Annotated in this window: 13 protein-coding genes; 12 read left to right on the forward strand and 1 reads right to left on the reverse strand. The window is 62.9% G+C overall.

Translation table 11 applies throughout. From position 1 onward, the window contains the following. From murB to ligA, 9 genes are all read left to right on the forward strand, one after another. Complete coding sequence (murB, locus tag PZN02_RS12550) at window positions 1–975, forward strand: UDP-N-acetylmuramate dehydrogenase (RefSeq protein ID WP_280658314.1); 975 nt, start codon at window positions 1–3, stop codon at window positions 973–975. A gap of 510 nt (window positions 976–1,485) precedes the next feature. Then, window positions 1,486–2,412, forward strand: coding sequence for a D-alanine--D-alanine ligase (locus PZN02_RS12555; RefSeq protein ID WP_280658315.1), 927 nt, complete (start codon window positions 1,486–1,488; stop codon window positions 2,410–2,412). Then, complete coding sequence (gene ftsQ, locus PZN02_RS12560) at window positions 2,400–3,329, forward strand: cell division protein FtsQ (RefSeq protein ID WP_280658316.1); 930 nt, start codon at window positions 2,400–2,402, stop codon at window positions 3,327–3,329. The genes PZN02_RS12555 and ftsQ overlap by 13 nt, the downstream gene beginning before the upstream one ends. Then, window positions 3,326–4,657: a cell division protein FtsA gene (gene ftsA / locus PZN02_RS12565; protein ID WP_280658317.1), complete on the forward strand. Its 1,332-nt coding sequence runs from the start codon at window positions 3,326–3,328 to the stop codon at window positions 4,655–4,657. Before ftsQ ends, ftsA begins: the two co-directional genes overlap by 4 nt. Window positions 4,658–4,758: 101 nt before the next feature. Continuing rightward, the gene (ftsZ, locus tag PZN02_RS12570; protein WP_280658318.1) at window positions 4,759–6,531 is read left to right on the forward strand and encodes a cell division protein FtsZ; all 1,773 of its coding nucleotides are present in this window, start codon (window positions 4,759–4,761) and stop codon (window positions 6,529–6,531) included. 354 nt (window positions 6,532–6,885) lie between these two features. Continuing rightward, window positions 6,886–7,839, forward strand: coding sequence for a UDP-3-O-acyl-N-acetylglucosamine deacetylase (gene lpxC, locus PZN02_RS12575; protein WP_280658319.1), 954 nt, complete (start codon window positions 6,886–6,888; stop codon window positions 7,837–7,839). Window positions 7,840–8,105: 266 nt separating this feature from the next. Next, window positions 8,106–8,972: an outer membrane protein assembly factor BamD gene (locus PZN02_RS12580; RefSeq protein WP_280658320.1), complete on the forward strand. Its 867-nt coding sequence runs from the start codon at window positions 8,106–8,108 to the stop codon at window positions 8,970–8,972. Window positions 8,973–9,008: 36 nt separating this feature from the next. Beyond that, window positions 9,009–10,682, forward strand: a complete 1,674-nt coding sequence (gene recN, locus PZN02_RS12585; RefSeq protein WP_280658321.1) for a DNA repair protein RecN — start codon at window positions 9,009–9,011, stop codon at window positions 10,680–10,682. A gap of 167 nt (window positions 10,683–10,849) precedes the next feature. Next, the gene (gene ligA / locus PZN02_RS12590; protein WP_280658322.1) at window positions 10,850–13,003 is read left to right on the forward strand and encodes an NAD-dependent DNA ligase LigA; all 2,154 of its coding nucleotides are present in this window, start codon (window positions 10,850–10,852) and stop codon (window positions 13,001–13,003) included. A gap of 306 nt (window positions 13,004–13,309) precedes the next feature. On the opposite strand, the gene PZN02_RS12595 is transcribed toward ligA, so the two are convergent. Next, complete coding sequence (locus PZN02_RS12595) at window positions 13,310–13,714, reverse strand: VOC family protein (RefSeq protein ID WP_280658323.1); 405 nt, start codon at window positions 13,712–13,714, stop codon at window positions 13,310–13,312. Window positions 13,715–14,355: 641 nt separating this feature from the next. Between PZN02_RS12595 and PZN02_RS12605 the strand changes: the two genes are divergently transcribed. The 3 genes from PZN02_RS12605 to panB all read left to right on the forward strand — a co-directional run bounded on the left by PZN02_RS12605 (window position 14,356) and on the right by panB (window position 16,863). Beyond that, entirely contained in the window at window positions 14,356–14,955 is a 600-nt protein-coding gene (locus tag PZN02_RS12605) for an NADPH-dependent F420 reductase (protein ID WP_280658324.1), read from the forward strand. 208 nt (window positions 14,956–15,163) lie between these two features. After that, window positions 15,164–16,039 carry a pantoate--beta-alanine ligase gene (gene panC / locus PZN02_RS12610; RefSeq protein WP_280658325.1) on the forward strand — a complete coding sequence of 292 codons (876 nt, stop codon included), beginning with the start codon at window positions 15,164–15,166 and terminating at the stop codon, window positions 16,037–16,039. 2 nt (window positions 16,040–16,041) lie between these two features. Further along, on the forward strand, window positions 16,042–16,863 hold the full coding sequence (gene panB / locus PZN02_RS12615; RefSeq protein WP_280658326.1) for a 3-methyl-2-oxobutanoate hydroxymethyltransferase: 822 nt from the start codon (window positions 16,042–16,044) through the stop codon (window positions 16,861–16,863). Window positions 16,864–16,977: the final 114 nt, after the last annotated feature.

Genomic DNA, 16,977 nt, shown 5'->3' on the forward strand with positions numbered 1-16,977 from the left:
ATGAAACAGGTTAACGGCCAGAAACTTCTCGAAGCGCTCGGAAGCGGCGTCAGCGCGGTGCGCGGACGCATCACGCCCGATGCCCCGATGGACCGCGTCACCTGGTTTCGCGCCGGTGGGCTTGCCGAGCTCATGTTCCAGCCGCACGACACGGACGATCTCGTCACGTTCCTGAAGCTCGTGCCGGAGGACGTGCCGGTCATGGTGATTGGCGTCGGCTCCAACCTGCTCGTGCGCGACGGCGGCATACCTGGCGTCGTCATCCGCCTTTCCGCCAAGGGTTTTGGCGATCTCGAACTCGTCGGCGAAAACCGCATCAAAGCGGGTGCCATCTGCCCGGACAAGAACATCGCCGCCATGGCGCTCGATCATGGTATTGGCGGTTTCTATTTCTACTACGGCATTCCGGGCTCGATCGGCGGGGCGCTCAGGATGAATGCCGGTGCTAACAGCGGCGAGACGCGCGAGCGGGTTGTGGAGGTCCATGCAGTCGACCGCAAGGGCAAGAAGCATGTGCTGAGCAATGCCGACATGGGTTATTCCTATCGTCACACTGCAGCGGCGAAGGACCTGATCTTCACGCATGCGATTTTCGAAGGCTATCCGGAAGACAAGAACAAGATCCGCACCGACATGGACGCGGTGCGCCAGCATCGCGAAACGGTGCAGCCGATCCGCGAGAAGACCGGCGGCTCCACCTTCAAGAACCCGGAAGGCCATTCCGCCTGGAAGCTCATCGACGAGGCGGGTTGCCGCGGCCTGATGCTCGGCAGTGCGCAGATGTCGCCGCTCCACTGCAATTTCATGATCAACACGGGGCAGGCGACCGGCTACGAGCTCGAATATCTCGGTGAAACGGTGCGCTCCCGCGTGCTGGAACATTCCGGCGTTCGCCTCGAATGGGAAATCAAGCGTGTCGGCAATTTCATGCCGGGCTACGAGATCAAGGAATTCCTCGGCCGCGGCATCGCCTGAGCCGGAAACAGGAAAACGAAAGGGCCGCGACGGGGTTACCGTCGCGGCCCTTTTTCATTTCGTTGTCTTGCCGCTGCCGTCAGCCGGAGACGTCGTTTTCCTTCGACAGCAGCAGGCAGACGAGCGTGATGAGCGCGGCACGTTGGCGATGAAGGGCACGCGCCAGCCCCAACCGAGGAGTGCCTCCGATCCTGTTTAAGGGCCGGCGTGGGTGTGCTCGCGGAAGGCGCGTCGCCTTTCCAGAATTCCTGCCCGTTATTTTTCCGGCTTCTGCACTCCTTTCTTAACACTGTCGCGCAAGCCACTGATGTTGCGTCTGATTACCTTGTTTCGGTAGGCGTTTTTCGGCGGCGAACCTGATGCGTTTCATGAGAAGAGTTAACCAAAGTAAACACTTCATTAACCATAATGCCGTTCTAGTGACCCTGTTCGGTCGCCGGTGACTCGGCAGCCGGAATCAGCCAGACGCAAGCAAGCATTGTGATAGTGGCGCATTGTTTGGGGGTTTTGATGAGCGGCAGGCATGTTGCTGTCCTGATGGGCGGATTTTCCTCGGAGAGGCCGGTGAGCCTGTCTTCCGGGGCTGCTTGCGCCGATGCCCTCGAAGCCGAAGGCTATCGCGTCACGCGCGTGGACGTCGGGCGCGATGTAGCCGCGGTTCTCGCCGATCTGCGCCCGGACGTCGCCTTCAACGCCCTGCATGGTCCGTTCGGCGAAGACGGCACGATCCAGGGCATCCTCGAGTATCTGGAAATTCCCTATACCCATTCCGGCGTGCTCGCCTCGGCGCTCGCCATGGACAAGGCGCAGGCCAAGCACGTTGCCAAGGCCTCCGGCATTCCGGTTGCCGAGGCGCTGATCACGGACCGGCGTACATTCGGCAACGAGCACCCGATGAAGCCGCCCTATGTGGTCAAGCCGGTTCGCGAAGGTTCGAGCTTCGGCGTCGTGATCGTCAAGGAAGACCAGTCGCATCCGCCACAGGTGATCGCGTCCAGCGAATGGCGCTACGGCGACCGCGTCATGGTCGAGCGCTACATCGCCGGCCGCGAGCTGACTTGCGGCGTCATGGGCGATATCGCCCTTGGCGTCACCGAGATCATTCCTCAGGGGCATGCCTTCTACGATTATGATTCAAAATACGTAAAAGGTGGTTCAAGCCACGTCATTCCGGCGCAGATTTCACCAAATATTTACCAAAAAATACAAACACTCGCTTTGAAGGCGCATCAGGCAATCGGTTGCCGCGGCGTCAGCCGATCCGACTTCCGCTTCGATGATCGTGGTCCCGGCGAAGGCGAGTTGATCTGGCTGGAAATCAATACCCAGCCCGGCATGACCCCGACCTCCCTGGTGCCCGAGATGGCGCAGCATGCGGGCCTTCAGTTTGGTGAGTTTCTGAGGTGGATGGTGGAGGACGCATCGTGTTTGCGTTGAGGGGCAGAAAGGGCAGAAGGGTGCGTCACCCGCTCGGCGTCGCCGCTGAGGCGGACGAGACGTTCGTGCTGCCGCGTCCATTGCGCAAGGTCGTCCGTTTCCTGGTCAGCCTCGGCACCGGGCGTATCCGCTTTCCGGCGCATACCGGCACCCTGTCGGCCGCTGCCTTCTTCGCGGCAACGGGCTTCTACGGCATGTCGCTCGGCGGCCACACGCAGAATTTCGCGCAGGCCTCGACGACCGCAGCCGGCTTTGCCATCGAGGACGTCCGGGTTTCCGGCAACGAGCAAACCTCCGAGATCGATATTCTTCAGCAGCTCGGGCTCGATGGCGCGACGTCGCTCGTCGCTCTCGACATCGCCGAGGCGCGCAGGCTGATCAGCGAATTGCCCTGGGTACAGAACGTTACTGTGCGCAAGGTCTATCCGGGCACGATCGAGGTGAACCTCGAGGAACGCAAGGCCTTCGGTATCTGGCAGCACGGTTCCGACCTGTCGCTGATCGAGCGTAGCGGCAGTGTCATCGCGCCGCTCCGGGACAACAAGTTCGCCGCCCTGCCGCTGTTCGTCGGCCGCGATGCCGAGACGGCGGCCGCCGGCTTCTACGACGAATTCTCCCGCTGGCCGGAGTTCCGCTCGCGCGTGAAGGCTTTCGTGCGGGTTTCCAGCCGGCGGTGGGATCTGCGCCTCGACAACGGCATCATCGTCAAGCTTCCGGAGGACGACGTCGCGCGGGCGATGACGGTTCTCTCCGAGATGGAGGAGAAGCATCAGCTTCTCGAGCGCGATATCGCCGCCGTCGACCTGAGGCTTGAAGACCGCACCACAGTCCAATTGACGCCGGAAGCCGTTGCCCGGCGGGAAGTCGCGTTGAAGGCGAGGGAGAAGATGCTGAAAGCCCAGGAGAAGCGGATATGAGTTTGTTCGGTTCTTCCAATTTCGGCCTTCCGCGCCTGAAGCCGCTGTCGTCCAAGCGGTCGCACGTCGTCTCGGTGCTCGACATCGGCTCGACCAAGATAGTCTGCATGATTGGCCGGCTGACGCCGCGCGCCGAAAGCCAGATCCTGCCCGGTCGCACCCACAACATTGAAATCATCGGCATCGGCCACCAGAAGTCACGCGGGGTGAAGAACGGCGTCATCGCCGATCTCGACGCGGCGGAAGGTGTCGTCCGACTTGCTGTCGATGCTGCGGAGCGGATGGCGGGGCTGACGATCGACAGTCTGATCGTCAATGTTTCTGCAGGCCGCCTGCAGAGCGACGTCTACACCGCGACGATCGATCTCGGCGGGCAGGAAGTCGATGCGAGCGATCTCAAGAAGGTTCTCGCCGCCGCCGGGCAGCAGTCGCAACGCTCCGACCGGGCGATCCTGCATTCGCTGCCGACCGGCTTCTCGCTCGACGGCGAGCGGGGCATCCGCGATCCGCTGGCGATGTTCGGCGACGTCCTCGGCGTGGATATGCACGTGCTGACGGTCGAACGGGCGGCTCTTAAGAATCTCGAGCTCTGCGTCAACCGCGCCCATCTCTCGGTCGAAGGCATCGTTGCGACGCCTTATGCCAGCGGTCTCGCCGCACTCGTCGACGACGAGGTGGAGCTTGGCTGCGCGGCCATCGACATGGGCGGCGGTACGACAACGATTTCCGTCTTTGCCGAAGGCAAGCTGGTTCACGCCGACGCCGTCAGCCTCGGCGGTCACCATGTCACCACAGATCTTGCGCGCGGGCTTTCGACGCGCATCGAGGATGCCGAGCGCCTCAAGGTCGTGCACGGTTCGGCGCTGCCGAACAGTGCCGACGAGCGCGATATCGTTTCCGTCCCGCCAATCGGCGAGGACGATCGCGACCAGCCGACCCATGTGCCGCGGGCACTGGTTTCGCGCATCGTTCGCGCCCGCATCGAGGAGACGCTTGAGCTCATCCGCGACCGCATCCAGCGCTCCGGTTTCAGCCCGATCGTCGGCAAACGCATTGTGCTGACGGGCGGCGCCAGCCAGCTTACCGGCCTGCCGGAAGCGGCGCGGCGCATTCTCGCCCGCAATGTACGCATCGGTCGCCCGCTCGGCGTCTCCGGCCTGCCGGCCGCCGCCAAGGGGCCGGCCTTCTCCACGGCCGTCGGACTGATGATCTATCCGCAGGTCGCCGACCTCGAGACCCATGCTGCCCATGGCGGCATGTTCTCCACCTTCGGCGGCGGCAACAGCCGCATCGCCCGCGTGGGGCAGTGGCTGAAAGAGAGTTTCTGAACTTCGCCGATGCCGCAGGGTGTCGGACGCAACAGGTGTTTGAGTTTTGAAAGATTTGGCCGGCTCGGCAAGGCGGCCAGAAAACGAGAAGGAACAGTGACATGACCATCAACTTGCAAAAGCCGGATATTACCGAGCTGAAGCCCCGCATCACGGTATTCGGCGTCGGCGGCGGCGGCGGCAACGCCGTCAACAACATGATCACCGCGGGCCTGCAGGGCGTTGACTTCGTCGTCGCCAACACGGACGCGCAGGCGCTCACCATGACCAAGGCTGAACGAATCATCCAGATGGGTGTTGCGGTCACCGAAGGTCTCGGCGCCGGCTCGCAGCCGGAAGTCGGCCGCGCGGCCGCCGAGGAGTGCATCGACGAGATCATCGATCACCTGAACGGCACGCACATGTGCTTCGTCACCGCCGGCATGGGCGGCGGCACCGGCACGGGCGCGGCTCCGATCGTCGCCCAGGCGGCTCGTAACAAGGGCATCCTGACCGTCGGTGTCGTCACCAAGCCCTTCCACTTCGAAGGCCAGCGCCGCATGCGGCTTGCCGATCAGGGCATTACCGAACTGCAGAAGTCGGTCGACACGCTGATCGTCATCCCGAACCAGAACCTCTTCCGCATCGCCAATGACAAGACGACCTTCGCGGACGCCTTCGCCATGGCCGACCAGGTTCTCTATTCGGGCGTTGCCTGCATCACCGACCTCATGGTCAAGGAAGGCCTCATCAACCTCGACTTCGCCGACGTCCGTTCGGTGATGCGCGAAATGGGCCGCGCCATGATGGGCACCGGCGAAGCATCGGGCGAAGGCCGCGCAATGGCTGCCGCCGAGGCCGCAATTGCCAACCCGCTGCTCGACGAAACCTCGATGAAGGGCGCTCAAGGCCTGCTCATCTCCATCACCGGCGGTCGCGACCTTACGCTGTTCGAGGTCGACGAGGCTGCAACGCGCATCCGCGAGGAAGTGGATCCGGACGCCAACATCATCCTTGGCGCCACATTCGATGAAGAACTCGAAGGCCTGATCCGCGTTTCCGTCGTTGCAACCGGTATCGATCGCACGGCCGCGGAGGTGGCCGGTCGCACTGCTGACTTTCGTCCGGTAGCGCCGAAGCCGATTGTTCGCCCGTCCGCCGCAGTCCCGGCCCAGTCGCAGCCGGTTGCCCAGCACCAGCCGTCGGCACCGCAGCCGCAGCCGGTCGCTCAGCCGGTGCAGCAGCAAAACACGGTCGACCAGATCGCGCTCGCAATCCGCGAAGCCGAGATGGAGCGCGAACTCGATATCGCCACCCGTGCCCGGGTTGCCGCGCCGGTGCAGCAAGTGCAGGAAGAAGCCTTTCGGCCCCAAAGCAAGCTTTTCGCCGGTGCTGCCCCGGTGGAGGCCGCTCCCGTAGTGCGTCAGGCCCCGCCGGTGCAGCGTCCGGTCGAAATGCCGGTGCAGGCACAGGTCCACCCGCAAGTGCATCCGCAGCCGGTCCGCCACGAGCCTGCTCCGGTCATGCGCCAGCAGGCCGAACCGGTGCGCATGCCGAAGGTCGAGGATTTTCCGCCGGTCGTGAAGGCTGAGATCGACCACCGCGCGCATGCCGCCCCCGCTCACCAGGAAGAGCGCGGCCCGATGGGGCTCCTGAAGCGAATCACTAATTCGCTTTCCCGCCGCGACGATGACGACCATGGCGTCTCGGCCGACATGACGGCGGCAGCACCGAGCGCTGCGTCCCAGCAGCGCCGCCCGCTTTCGCCGGAAGCGAGCCTTTATGCACCGCGTCGCGGTCAGCTCGACGATCACGGCCGCGCCACGCCACAGGCGCGCTCGCACGAAGATGATCAGCTCGAAATCCCGGCATTCCTTCGCCGCCAGTCGAACTGATTTTGAAGGACTGTTCCTTCACCTTGCCGAATGCCCGGGCGACAGCCCGGGCATTTTTCGATTTTCCTCGTTATTTCAATGGCTTGCAATTTGTGTTGCGCGCATGACAATTGCGTAACAATGCGAAACGAACAGTGATTTGGAATGGTGCCTCCAAAATCTTATTTTCAGCATCGGAATTGGGGACGCATACGATTCGATCGGGCGCTGTTAGTTCGAAGAGTCGAGGGTTCGGCCAGCAGGCGTGGATCCTCGGGCATCTGACTTGCGCCTTGAACATTGCTGCATCCCTCGTGCGTTTGGCCGACGGCTTATCGAGTGCCGGGGCCGCATTGAGTGAAAGTGAAGACGAGAATGGGAATTGAGCTCCTCGGGTTTCAGACGACGATTGCGAACCCGGTAACGCTGAAGGGGATTGGCGTCCATTCCGGCGCGGAAGTGTCGATCACCTTCCATCCGGCCGAGGCCGACGCCGGCATCGTATTTCAGCGGGTTCTCGCCGGCGGCCGCGTTGCCGAGTTCAGGGCCGTCTCTTCGCAGGTCGGCAACACCGACCTCTGCACGGTTCTCGGCTTGTCGCCGGCGACGTCGATCGCCACGGTCGAGCATGTGATGGCCGCGATCTACGCGCTCGGCCTCGACAACTTGCTCGTCGAGGTTCACGGCGCCGAAATTCCGATCATGGACGGTAGCTCCGAGCCCTTCATCGACGCGATCGAACAGGTGGGCCTGAGGGCGCTGGCCGTCAAGCGCCGCTATATCCGCATCATCAAGCCGGTGCGAATCGACTCGGGTGCTTCTTGGTCGGAGTTCACGCCCTATGACGGCATGCGTTTCGAGGTCGAGATCGACTTCGACTGCCCGTTGATCGGCCGTCAGGCCTGGAAGGGCGATATGACACCTTCGGTCTTCAAGCGGGAACTGTCACGCGCACGCACCTTCGGCTTCATGCGCGACGTCGAACGGCTGTGGGCCGGCGGCTTCGCGCTTGGTTCGTCCCTCGAAAACTCGGTGGTGATCTCGGACGACAACACGGTGGTCAATGTCGAGGGGTTGCGCTATGCGGACGAGTTCGTTCGCCACAAGACCCTTGACGCCGTCGGCGATCTCTCGCTGGCCGGCGCTCCCTTCATCGGTTGCTATCGCTCCTATCGCGGCGGCCACAAGATGAATGCGAACGCGCTGAAGGCGCTGCTCAGCGACCCCACCGCCTACGAGGTCGTCGAAACGGCCACCCCGCGTCAGCGCATCCGCCCGCGCGACATGGTCGCCGTCGCAGCTCCGGGCTTTGCGCCCTGGTCCGCATAACAATAAACTTCTGTTCTTCTCCAGTCGCCGGCCGAAAGGCCGGCATTTTCATTGTGCGGATGATTCCCGGAAGCCGATTTTGGGGGCCGAGATATGCTTCAGTGCCAAGTATTGGACGGCTTTCATCCGTGGAAAACGTGCAAAGCACTGCATACCGCCACAAATTTGCATGAATTGCTGATCATGACGTTGCGATCTTGAGGCAACTTGCTCTAAAACGCGCAGGCTGGCGGGATGCGGTCCGCCGAATGGAACGGGAATATTCGATGGTTCTTGCAGTTTCGCTCGACATGAGAAAATCAGTGCGCGTTGCCGCGGTCGTTGTTGCGGCTGTGGTTGGCAGCAGCCTGATCACAGCCTGCCAGAACGACCCGGATATTGATATCACCAAGCTCACGGCGGAAACCGATCCGCCGGAGGTTCTCTACAATCAGGGCCTTGCCAACCTCAATGCCGGCAAGACGACGGAAGCGGCGCGCAAGTTCGAAGCGCTCGACCGCCAGCACCCATTCTCCGAATACGCCCGCAAGGCGCTGGTGATGAACGCCTTCGTCTCCTACCGCAACGGCCAATATCAGGAAGCGATCAACGCCACCAGCCGCTACCTGAACCTCTACCCGCAATCGGAAGATGCGGCCTATGCGCAATATATTCAGGGCCTCGCTTATACGAAGCAGATTCCCTCCGTAACCCAGGACCAGAAGGCGGCCGCGAAGGCGATCGAGGCGATGCAGGCAGTCGTCGATAAATATCCGGACTCGGACTATGTCGAGGATGCCCAAGTGAAGATCCGCTTCGCCCGTGACCAACTCGCCGGCAAGGAAATGCAGGTCGGCCGCTACTATCTCGAGCGCAAGGAATATCTTGCCGCCGTTTCGCGGTTCCGCGTCGTCATCGAGCAGTATCCAAATACGAACCAGGTCGAAGAAGCGCTTGCCCGACTCGTCGAGGCCTATTACGCCATGGGTGTAACCACGGAAGCGCAGACTGCGGCGGCGGTGCTCGGGCACAATTATCCGGACAGCCAGTGGTATGCCGATTCCTTCAAACTGCTGCAGTCGGGCGGACTTGAGCCGCGCGAAAGCGGTACGTCCTGGATTGCGCGCGCAGGCAAGAGGCTCATCGGCGCCTGACCTGCTCGGCGCTCGACAAGGAAGATATGAAACCGGATGCTCGCGCAGCTCTCGATCCGCGATATCGTCCTGATCGAACGGCTTGACCTCACCTTCGATGCCGGGCTTTCCGTGCTGACCGGCGAAACCGGCGCCGGCAAATCCATCCTTCTCGACAGCCTGTCGCTGGCGCTCGGCGGCCGCGGCGACGGCTCGCTCGTGCGCCACGGCGAGGACAAGGGGCAGGTGACCGCGGTCTTCGATGTCCCGGTCGGCCACGCGGCGCGGCTGATGCTGCGCGAAAACGGCATCGATGACGATGGCGATCTGATTTTCCGCCGCGTGCAGTCGACCGACGGCCGCACCAAAGCTTTCGTCAACGACCAGCCCGTCAGCGTTCAACTGATGCGGCAGCTCGGCCAGACGCTCGTTGAAATCCACGGCCAGCATGATGACCGGGCGCTGATCGACACCGATGCGCACCGCGCGCTGCTTGACGCCTTCGGCGGCACATTGGAGGCGGCGGAAGAGGTTGGCGCGCTTTACCGCGGCTGGCGGGACGCGGAACGCAATCTCAAGAAACACCGCGAGCGCGTCGAGGCGGCAGCACGCGAAGCCGATTATCTGCGCTCCTCGGTCGAAGAGCTGGAGATCCTTTCGCCGCGCGACGGCGAAGAGGAGGAACTGGCCGAAGCCCGTGCGCGGATGATGAAGGCTGAGCGGATCGCCGGCGACATCAGCGAGGCCTCCGAGTTTCTGAACGGCAATACCTCGCCGGTTCCGCTGATCGCCTCGCTGGTCCGGCGGCTCGAGCGCAAGAGCCACGAGGCTCCGGGGCTGCTCGAAGAGACAGTGGAGCTTCTGGATGGGGCGCTGAACCAGCTTTCGGATGCCCAGATGGCGGTGGAGCGGGCGCTCCGCAACACCGAATTCGATCCGAAGGAACTGGAGCGTGCCGAGGAGCGACTCTTCGCGCTGCGTGCTGCCAGCCGCAAATATTCGGTCCCGGTCACCGAACTGCCGGCGCTTGCAGTTCGCATGATCGCGGACCTCGCCGATTTGGACGCCGGCGAAGAGAAGTTGAAGCAGTTGGAAGTGCAGGTAGGAGAGGCGAGGGCGGCTTTCGACGCGGCGGCCCGGTCGCTTTCCGAGAAGCGCCACCATACGGCGGACGCGCTTTCGGCTGCCGTGATGGCGGAGCTGCCGGCGCTGAAGCTCGAACGGGCGCGTTTCATGGTTGAGGTCGCGAGCGATCCGTCGTCACCGACCGCCGACGGCATCGACATCGTCGAATTCCATGTGCAGACCAACCCCGGCACTCGGCCGGGGCCGATCATGAAGGTCGCTTCCGGCGGCGAACTCTCGCGCTTCCTGTTGGCACTGAAAGTGGCGCTTGCCGATCGCGGCTCGGCGCCGACGCTTGTCTTCGACGAAATCGACACCGGCGTCGGCGGGGCGGTCGCGGATGCCATCGGCCAGCGGCTGAAGCGCCTCTCCAAGAATGTCCAGGTGCTGTCGGTTACCCACGCGCCGCAGGTGGCGGCACGCGCGGCGACGCATCTCTTGATTTCCAAGGGTCCGTCGGCGGAAAAATCCGAGACGATCGCCACTCGCGTCGCGCGCATGGACGACAAGGCGCGTATGGAAGAGATCGCCCGTATGCTTGCCGGCGCCTCGATCACCGAGGAGGCGAGGGCGGCAGCAGCAAGGTTGCTCGCCGGCAACGGCTGATCACAGCCGCTTTTCGTTCCTGCCCATCGCTCCACAGCGCCGAGCGTCTTCTGGACGCCGAAAGACCGCTGTAGCACCTTGAATCGCTGCATGATTTTGTCGTCAAATCGATTCCGATTCGAGGAATGATGCAGTAAAAACGACTCTCGAATCCGGAGTCGTCGCCCATGCTGAGTGAAAGAAAACCCGTCGAGCAGTTGACCGAATCGGAAGCGGCCGAGGAGCTCGCCTTTCTCGCGAGCGAGATTGCCCGTCACGATGCGCTTTATCATCGGCAGGACGCCCCCGAAATTTCGGATGCTGATTACGACGCGCTGAAGCGGCGCAACGACCTGATCGAGGAGCGGTTCCCCGCGCTCATCCGCGAGGACAGCCCTTCGCGCAGAGTTGGTGCGGCCCCGTCGCTCACCTTCCAGCCGGTCGTCCATGCGCGGCCGATGCTGTCGCTCGACAACACGTTTTCGGATGAAGACGCCCGCGATTTCGTCGCCGGCGTCTATCGCTTTCTCGGGCGGCTTCCGGACCATTCGATCGCCTTTACTGCCGAGCCGAAGATCGACGGGCTTTCGATGTCGCTCCGCTATGAAAACGGGCGGCTTGTGACGGCCGCGACACGCGGCGACGGCACGACTGGTGAGAACGTCACTGCCAATGTCCGCACGATCGGCATGATCCCACAGAGGCTTCCAGCCGACGCCCCGGATGTCGTCGAGGTGCGCGGCGAGATCTACATGGCGAAGTCGGACTTCGCTGCGCTCAATACAGAAATGGCGGCGCAGGGCAGGCCGCTCTACGTCAACCCGCGTAACACCGCCGCCGGCTCGCTCCGACAGCTCGACGCCAAGGTGACGGCGAGCCGCAAGCTCCGGTTTTTCGCCTATGCCTGGGGCGAGATGTCGGCGATGCCCGCCGACACGCAGCTTGGCATGGTCGAGACGTTCAAGGCATGGGGCTTCCCGGTCAATCCGCTGATTCAACGTTTTGATTCCGCGGACGAATTGCTGGAGCACTATCACCACATCGAACGCGAGCGGCCCGATCTCGACTACGATATCGATGGCGTCGTCTACAAGGTCGACCGGCTCGACCTGCAGGCGCGCCTTGGCTTCCGCTCGCGTTCGCCGCGATGGGCGACGGCGCACAAGTTCCCGGCCGAGCAGGCCTTCACCCGGCTCAAGGGCATCGACATCCAGGTCGGCCGCACCGGCGCGCTGACGCCGGTGGCGCGGCTGGAACCGATCACCGTCGGCGGCGTCGTGGTGACCAACGCGACCTTGCACAACGAGGACTATATCCGCGGTGTCGGCAACAGAGGCGAGCCGATCCGCGAAGGGCGCGATATCCGCATCGGTGACATGGTCATCGTCCAGCGGGCAGGGGACGTCATCCCGCAGATCGTCGACGTGGTTATGGACGAACGTGCGGAAGGCGCCGAGCCCTACAAGTTTCCGACCACATGCCCTGTCTGCGGCAGCCATGCGGTGCGCGACATCAACGAGAAATCCGGCAGGGTCGACGCGGTGCGCCGCTGCACCGGTGGCTTCGTCTGCCGGGCGCAGGCGGTCGAGCACCTGAAACACTTCGTCTCGCGCAATGCCTTCGACATCGAGGGGCTTGGGTCCAAACAGATCGAATTCTTCTTCGAGAGCGAAGACGAGAGTTTGAGGATCCGCACTGCACCGGAGATCTTCACGCTGGAGCGTCGCCAGGAGGCCTCGCTCACCAAGCTTGAAAACATCGAGGGTTTTGGAAAGGTCAGCGTCAGAAAGCTATTCGAGGCGATCAAGAACCGTCGCAAGATCGCGCTTCACCGCTTCATCTATGCGCTTGGCATCCGCCATGTCGGCGAGACGACCGCTAAGCTGCTCGCGCGCTCCTATGGCAGCTACGATCACTTTGGCGCGGCGATGGTCGAGGCGGGCAGCTTTGCCGGTGACGCTTGGAACGAGCTCAACAGCATCGACGGCATCGGCGAGGTCGTCGCCCGGGCCATCGTCGAGTTCTACAAGGAGCCCCGCAATGTCGAAGTCGTCTCGCGGCTACTGGAGGAGGTGACGCCGGAAAGCGCGGAGATGCCGGTCGTGACCGACAGCCCGGTCGCCGGCAAGACGGTGGTCTTCACCGGCTCGCTCGAAAAGATGACGCGCGACGAGGCGAAGGCCAAGGCCGAAAGCCTTGGCGCCAAGGTGGCCGGGTCCGTGTCGAAGAAGACCGACATCGTCGTCGCCGGTCCGGGTGCCGGCTCGAAGCTCGACAAGGCCCGCGAATTTGGCATTCAGACCATGGACGAGGACGAGTGGTTGGCGCTGATCGGCGGGTGATTCAGAGCGTTAGGCTTTGAAGCGCTTGGGGTCTTTCACGGCGCGGATGGCAGCGGCGTCGTGTCGGCCCTTCTGTCGGTACAGGATTCACGGGACGCTACCCGTCTGTCATCCTCGGGCTTGACCCGAGGATCCAAATACAAGGTGCCCGACAGCGCCTCGCGATCCGGAGGCCGCTTGAGACTGGATCCTCGGGTCAAGCCCGAGGATGACGGAGCAAAGGGAAAGGCCAGCGGAAACAATAGGGGAGAGCGGTACGCCTTGACCCTACGCGCCGCCGGCATTCTTCGCTTCCGGTGCGGCTGATTACGCCGCCTGCTCGGCCGTCATGTCCATCCACATGAATTCCCAGACATGGCCGTCGAGATCCTGGAAGCTGATTCCGTACATCGAGCCGTAGTCGATTGCCGGCTTCCACGGTTTGGCGCCGGCGGCGAGCGCTTTGGCGAGCATGTCGTCGCACTCGGCGCGGCTTGTGGCGGAAAGGGCGGTGATGACTTCCGTTCCCTTGGCCGTGTCGCTGATCTCTCCGGTGATGAAATTGCGGAATTTCGGCTCGGTCAGCAGCATGGCGAAGATGTTGTCGTCGATCACCATGCAGGCGGCCGTGTCGTCCGAAAACTGCTCGTTGAAGGTAAAGCCGAGAGCGGAGAAGAAGGTCCGGGAGGCCTCCAGGTTTTTGACGGGCAGGTTTACGAAAATCATGCGCATGGGATGTTCCTCGTGAAGGATGTTGGTTTCTACGCAACAAGGACGAAGCGCGTTTCCGCCAGCCGACAGGCGGAAACGAATTTTAACTGGTGCTCGCGCGGTGGCTTTCAACCCGCAGTTCAACCGACGCTTCCGGCAAAACGCTCTGCGAGTCGCTGCCGCTTGAAGTGACCGGCGACGAAATCGATGAGGACGCGAGCATTGGCAGGAAGCAGCGTGTGGTTGCCGTAACAGACCGATATCGGGCCGGTATCGCGCTCGGTGGTCCGATCGACTAGAAGACGCGAGGCGGATTACAATCGAATGATTGCGGTCGATGTCACGACGTCTTCGTTGTCACGCAGGAGGCGGTGTGGTGCGCAACATGAAGGCGGGTGGGCGCGTTATCCATACCGGCAGCTTGATGGTGCGCTACGCCGCGTTTCCGACCGCCTCGCTCGACATGCGGAGGCGCCGGCCTTAACCGCAGGCTGGTACGCGATCTCGGGCCGCGTGGCATAACCGTCGACACGGTGCGTCCCGGTCCGACCGACACCGATATGAACCCCGAGGCCGCCTTCGTCACGGGTGCCGACATCGTCGCCGACGGTGGCCTCACCGCCTGAGGTTGCAGCGACTCGCAACATTGAAAGGAAGTCGCCATGTCCATCGGTATTATCGGATCCGGCAACATCGGATCGGCCGTTGCCCGGGCACTCGCCCGGGCGGAGATCCCGGCCGTCATTTCCAACAGCCGTGGCCCGGAGAGCCTCAAAGAGCTGGCCGAAGAACTCTCCCCTTATATCACCGCGGGGACGCGCGAAGAGGCCGCAAGCGCCGATCTGGTGCTTGTCGCCGTTAACTGGTCGAAGCTGTCCAAGGCGCTTTCCGGTCTGCCGGATTGGAACGGCCGGATCGTCATCGACGCGAACAACCCGATCGAGGCGCCGCTCTTCAAGCCCGCTGAGCTCAAGGGGCGGCTTTCGAGCGAGGTCTTCGCCGAACTCGTCCCAGGTGCGCGCGTCGTCAAGGCCTTCAACCATTTGCAGCCACACCTCATCTCCGGCGATCCGGAGACAGAAGGCGGCCGCCGCGTGCTGTTCTTCTCCGGTGATGACGTCGCCGCCAAGGCGGAAGTCGGCAGGTTGATCGACCGGCTCGGCTTCTTTGGCATCGATCTCGGCCCACTCTCGGTCGGCGGAAAGCTCATGCAGTTTCCCGGTGGTCCGCTGCCGGCGCTGAACCTCGTCAAGTTCGATTGAAATCAAGGGAAGACCGGTGATCCGGTCCGCTTTTTGACCACTGCAATCCCGCTTCGCGCACCATTTCCATTTGTCTTTTTGCGCTGCACAAGATAGAGCTTTGCAGCCAAAATTTGTGCAGTTGCCTTTTCGCGGGGCTCACGATGGGCCATATCAGCGAAACGGGGTACGCATACCCCCGTGCCCCGGCGGATTGGAGGGTCCGAAGATGAAAACGATCACCACCATCGCCGAACTGCGCGCGGCTCTCGCCGAGCATCGGCGAGCGGGGAAGAGCATCGGTTTGGTCCCCACCATGGGTTTTCTTCACGTCGGCCACATGGAACTCGTGCGTCGCGCGCGCAGTGAGAATGACGTGGTCGTCGCCAGCATCTTCGTCAATCCCTTGCAGTTCGGACCGAACGAGGATCTTGCCAAATATCCGCGCGATCTCGCCCGCGACCAGGCAATGCTCGCCGAAGGCGGCGTCGATTTTCTCTTCGCGCCTGGTGTTTCCGACATGTATCCGCGTCCGATGGAGACCGTGGTCGACTTGCCGAAGCTTGGCTTGGAGCTCGAGGGTTCGGTTCGGCCCGGCCATTTCGCTGGCGTCGCGACGGTCGTCACCAAGCTCTTCAACATCGTTCAGCCGGACCGTGCCTATTTCGGCGAGAAGGATTTCCAGCAGCTTCAGATCATCCGCCGCATGGTCGATGATCTGGCGCAGCCCGTCTCGGTGATCGGCGTGCCGACGGTGCGCGAGGCGGATGGCCTTGCCTGTTCGTCGCGCAACGTCTATCTGACCGCCGACGAGCGTCGCGCCGCCGCGATCGTACCGAAGGCGCTGGGCGAGGCCGAACGGTTGATCGCCGGCGGTGTGACCGATCCTGCGGCGGTCGAGAAGGGTGTCATCGACTTTCTGTCGACAGAGCCGCTGGCGCGGCCGGAGGTCGTCGCGCTGCGCGATCCGGAAACGCTGGAGCCGATCGAGGAAATCGGCGAGAAGCCGGTTCTGCTCTTGCTGTTCGTCCGCTTCGGCACCACGAAGCTGCTCGATAACCGTGTTATCGCTCCGAAATCCGCCCATTTTGCAAAGGTAGCCTGAGAATGAGCGTACAGACCGCGAAGCGGCGGCTGAGCCCCGCCAGTATCGAAGCCCTGAAGGGTGAACGCCCGATCGTCAGCCTCACCGCCTACACGACGCCGATCGCGCGCCTGCTCGATCCGCATGTCGATTTCCTGCTCGTCGGCGATTCGCTCGGCATGGTGCTTTACGGCCTCGACACCACGGTCGGCGTCACGCTCGACATGATGATCGCGCATGGCCAGGCGGTGATGCGCGGCTCCGAACGCTCCTGCGTCGTCATCGATCTGCCGTTCGGCTCCTATCAGGAATCGAAGGAGCAGGCCTTCCGCAGCGCCGCTCGCATCCTGAAGGAAACCGGCTGCAGCGCGGTGAAGCTGGAGGGCGGGGCGGAAATGGCCGAGACGGTCGATTTCCTCGTCAGCCGTGGCATCCCCGTGCTCGGCCATGTCGGCCTCATGCCGCAGCTCGTGAACACGACCGGCGGCTACCGCTCGGTCGGCCGCAACGAAAAGGAAGTGGCGAAGATCCGCCGCGACGCCAAGGCGATCGACGATGCCGGGGCATTCGCCATCGTCGTCGAAGGCACGGTGGAGCCGGTCGCCCGGGAGATCACCGCGACGCTGCGCTCGCCGACCATCGGCATTGGTGCGTCACCCGCCTGCGACGGCCAGATCCTCGTGTCCGACGACATGCTTGGCATCTTCAACGATTTCAAGCCGCGCTTCGTCAAGCATTTCGCCGAGCTCGCCCCGGCGATCTCGAAGGCGGTCGAGGACTATGCCAACGAGGTGAAGGCGCGGACCTTCCCGGGCATCGAGCATACGTTTCAGTTGAAGCGCTGAGAGGGGCGGGGAGCATCTCTCCGTTCCCCTCTCCTTCAGTCATTCACGGCGCGTCGGCGGCACGAGGGACTCCCTCGCGGACCAAACATCAGAAAATTCAATCACTGTATCAGC

Origin of the sequence: Sinorhizobium garamanticum (assembly GCF_029892065.1) — a bacterium.
Classification (GTDB): domain Bacteria; phylum Pseudomonadota; class Alphaproteobacteria; order Rhizobiales; family Rhizobiaceae; genus Sinorhizobium; species Sinorhizobium garamanticum.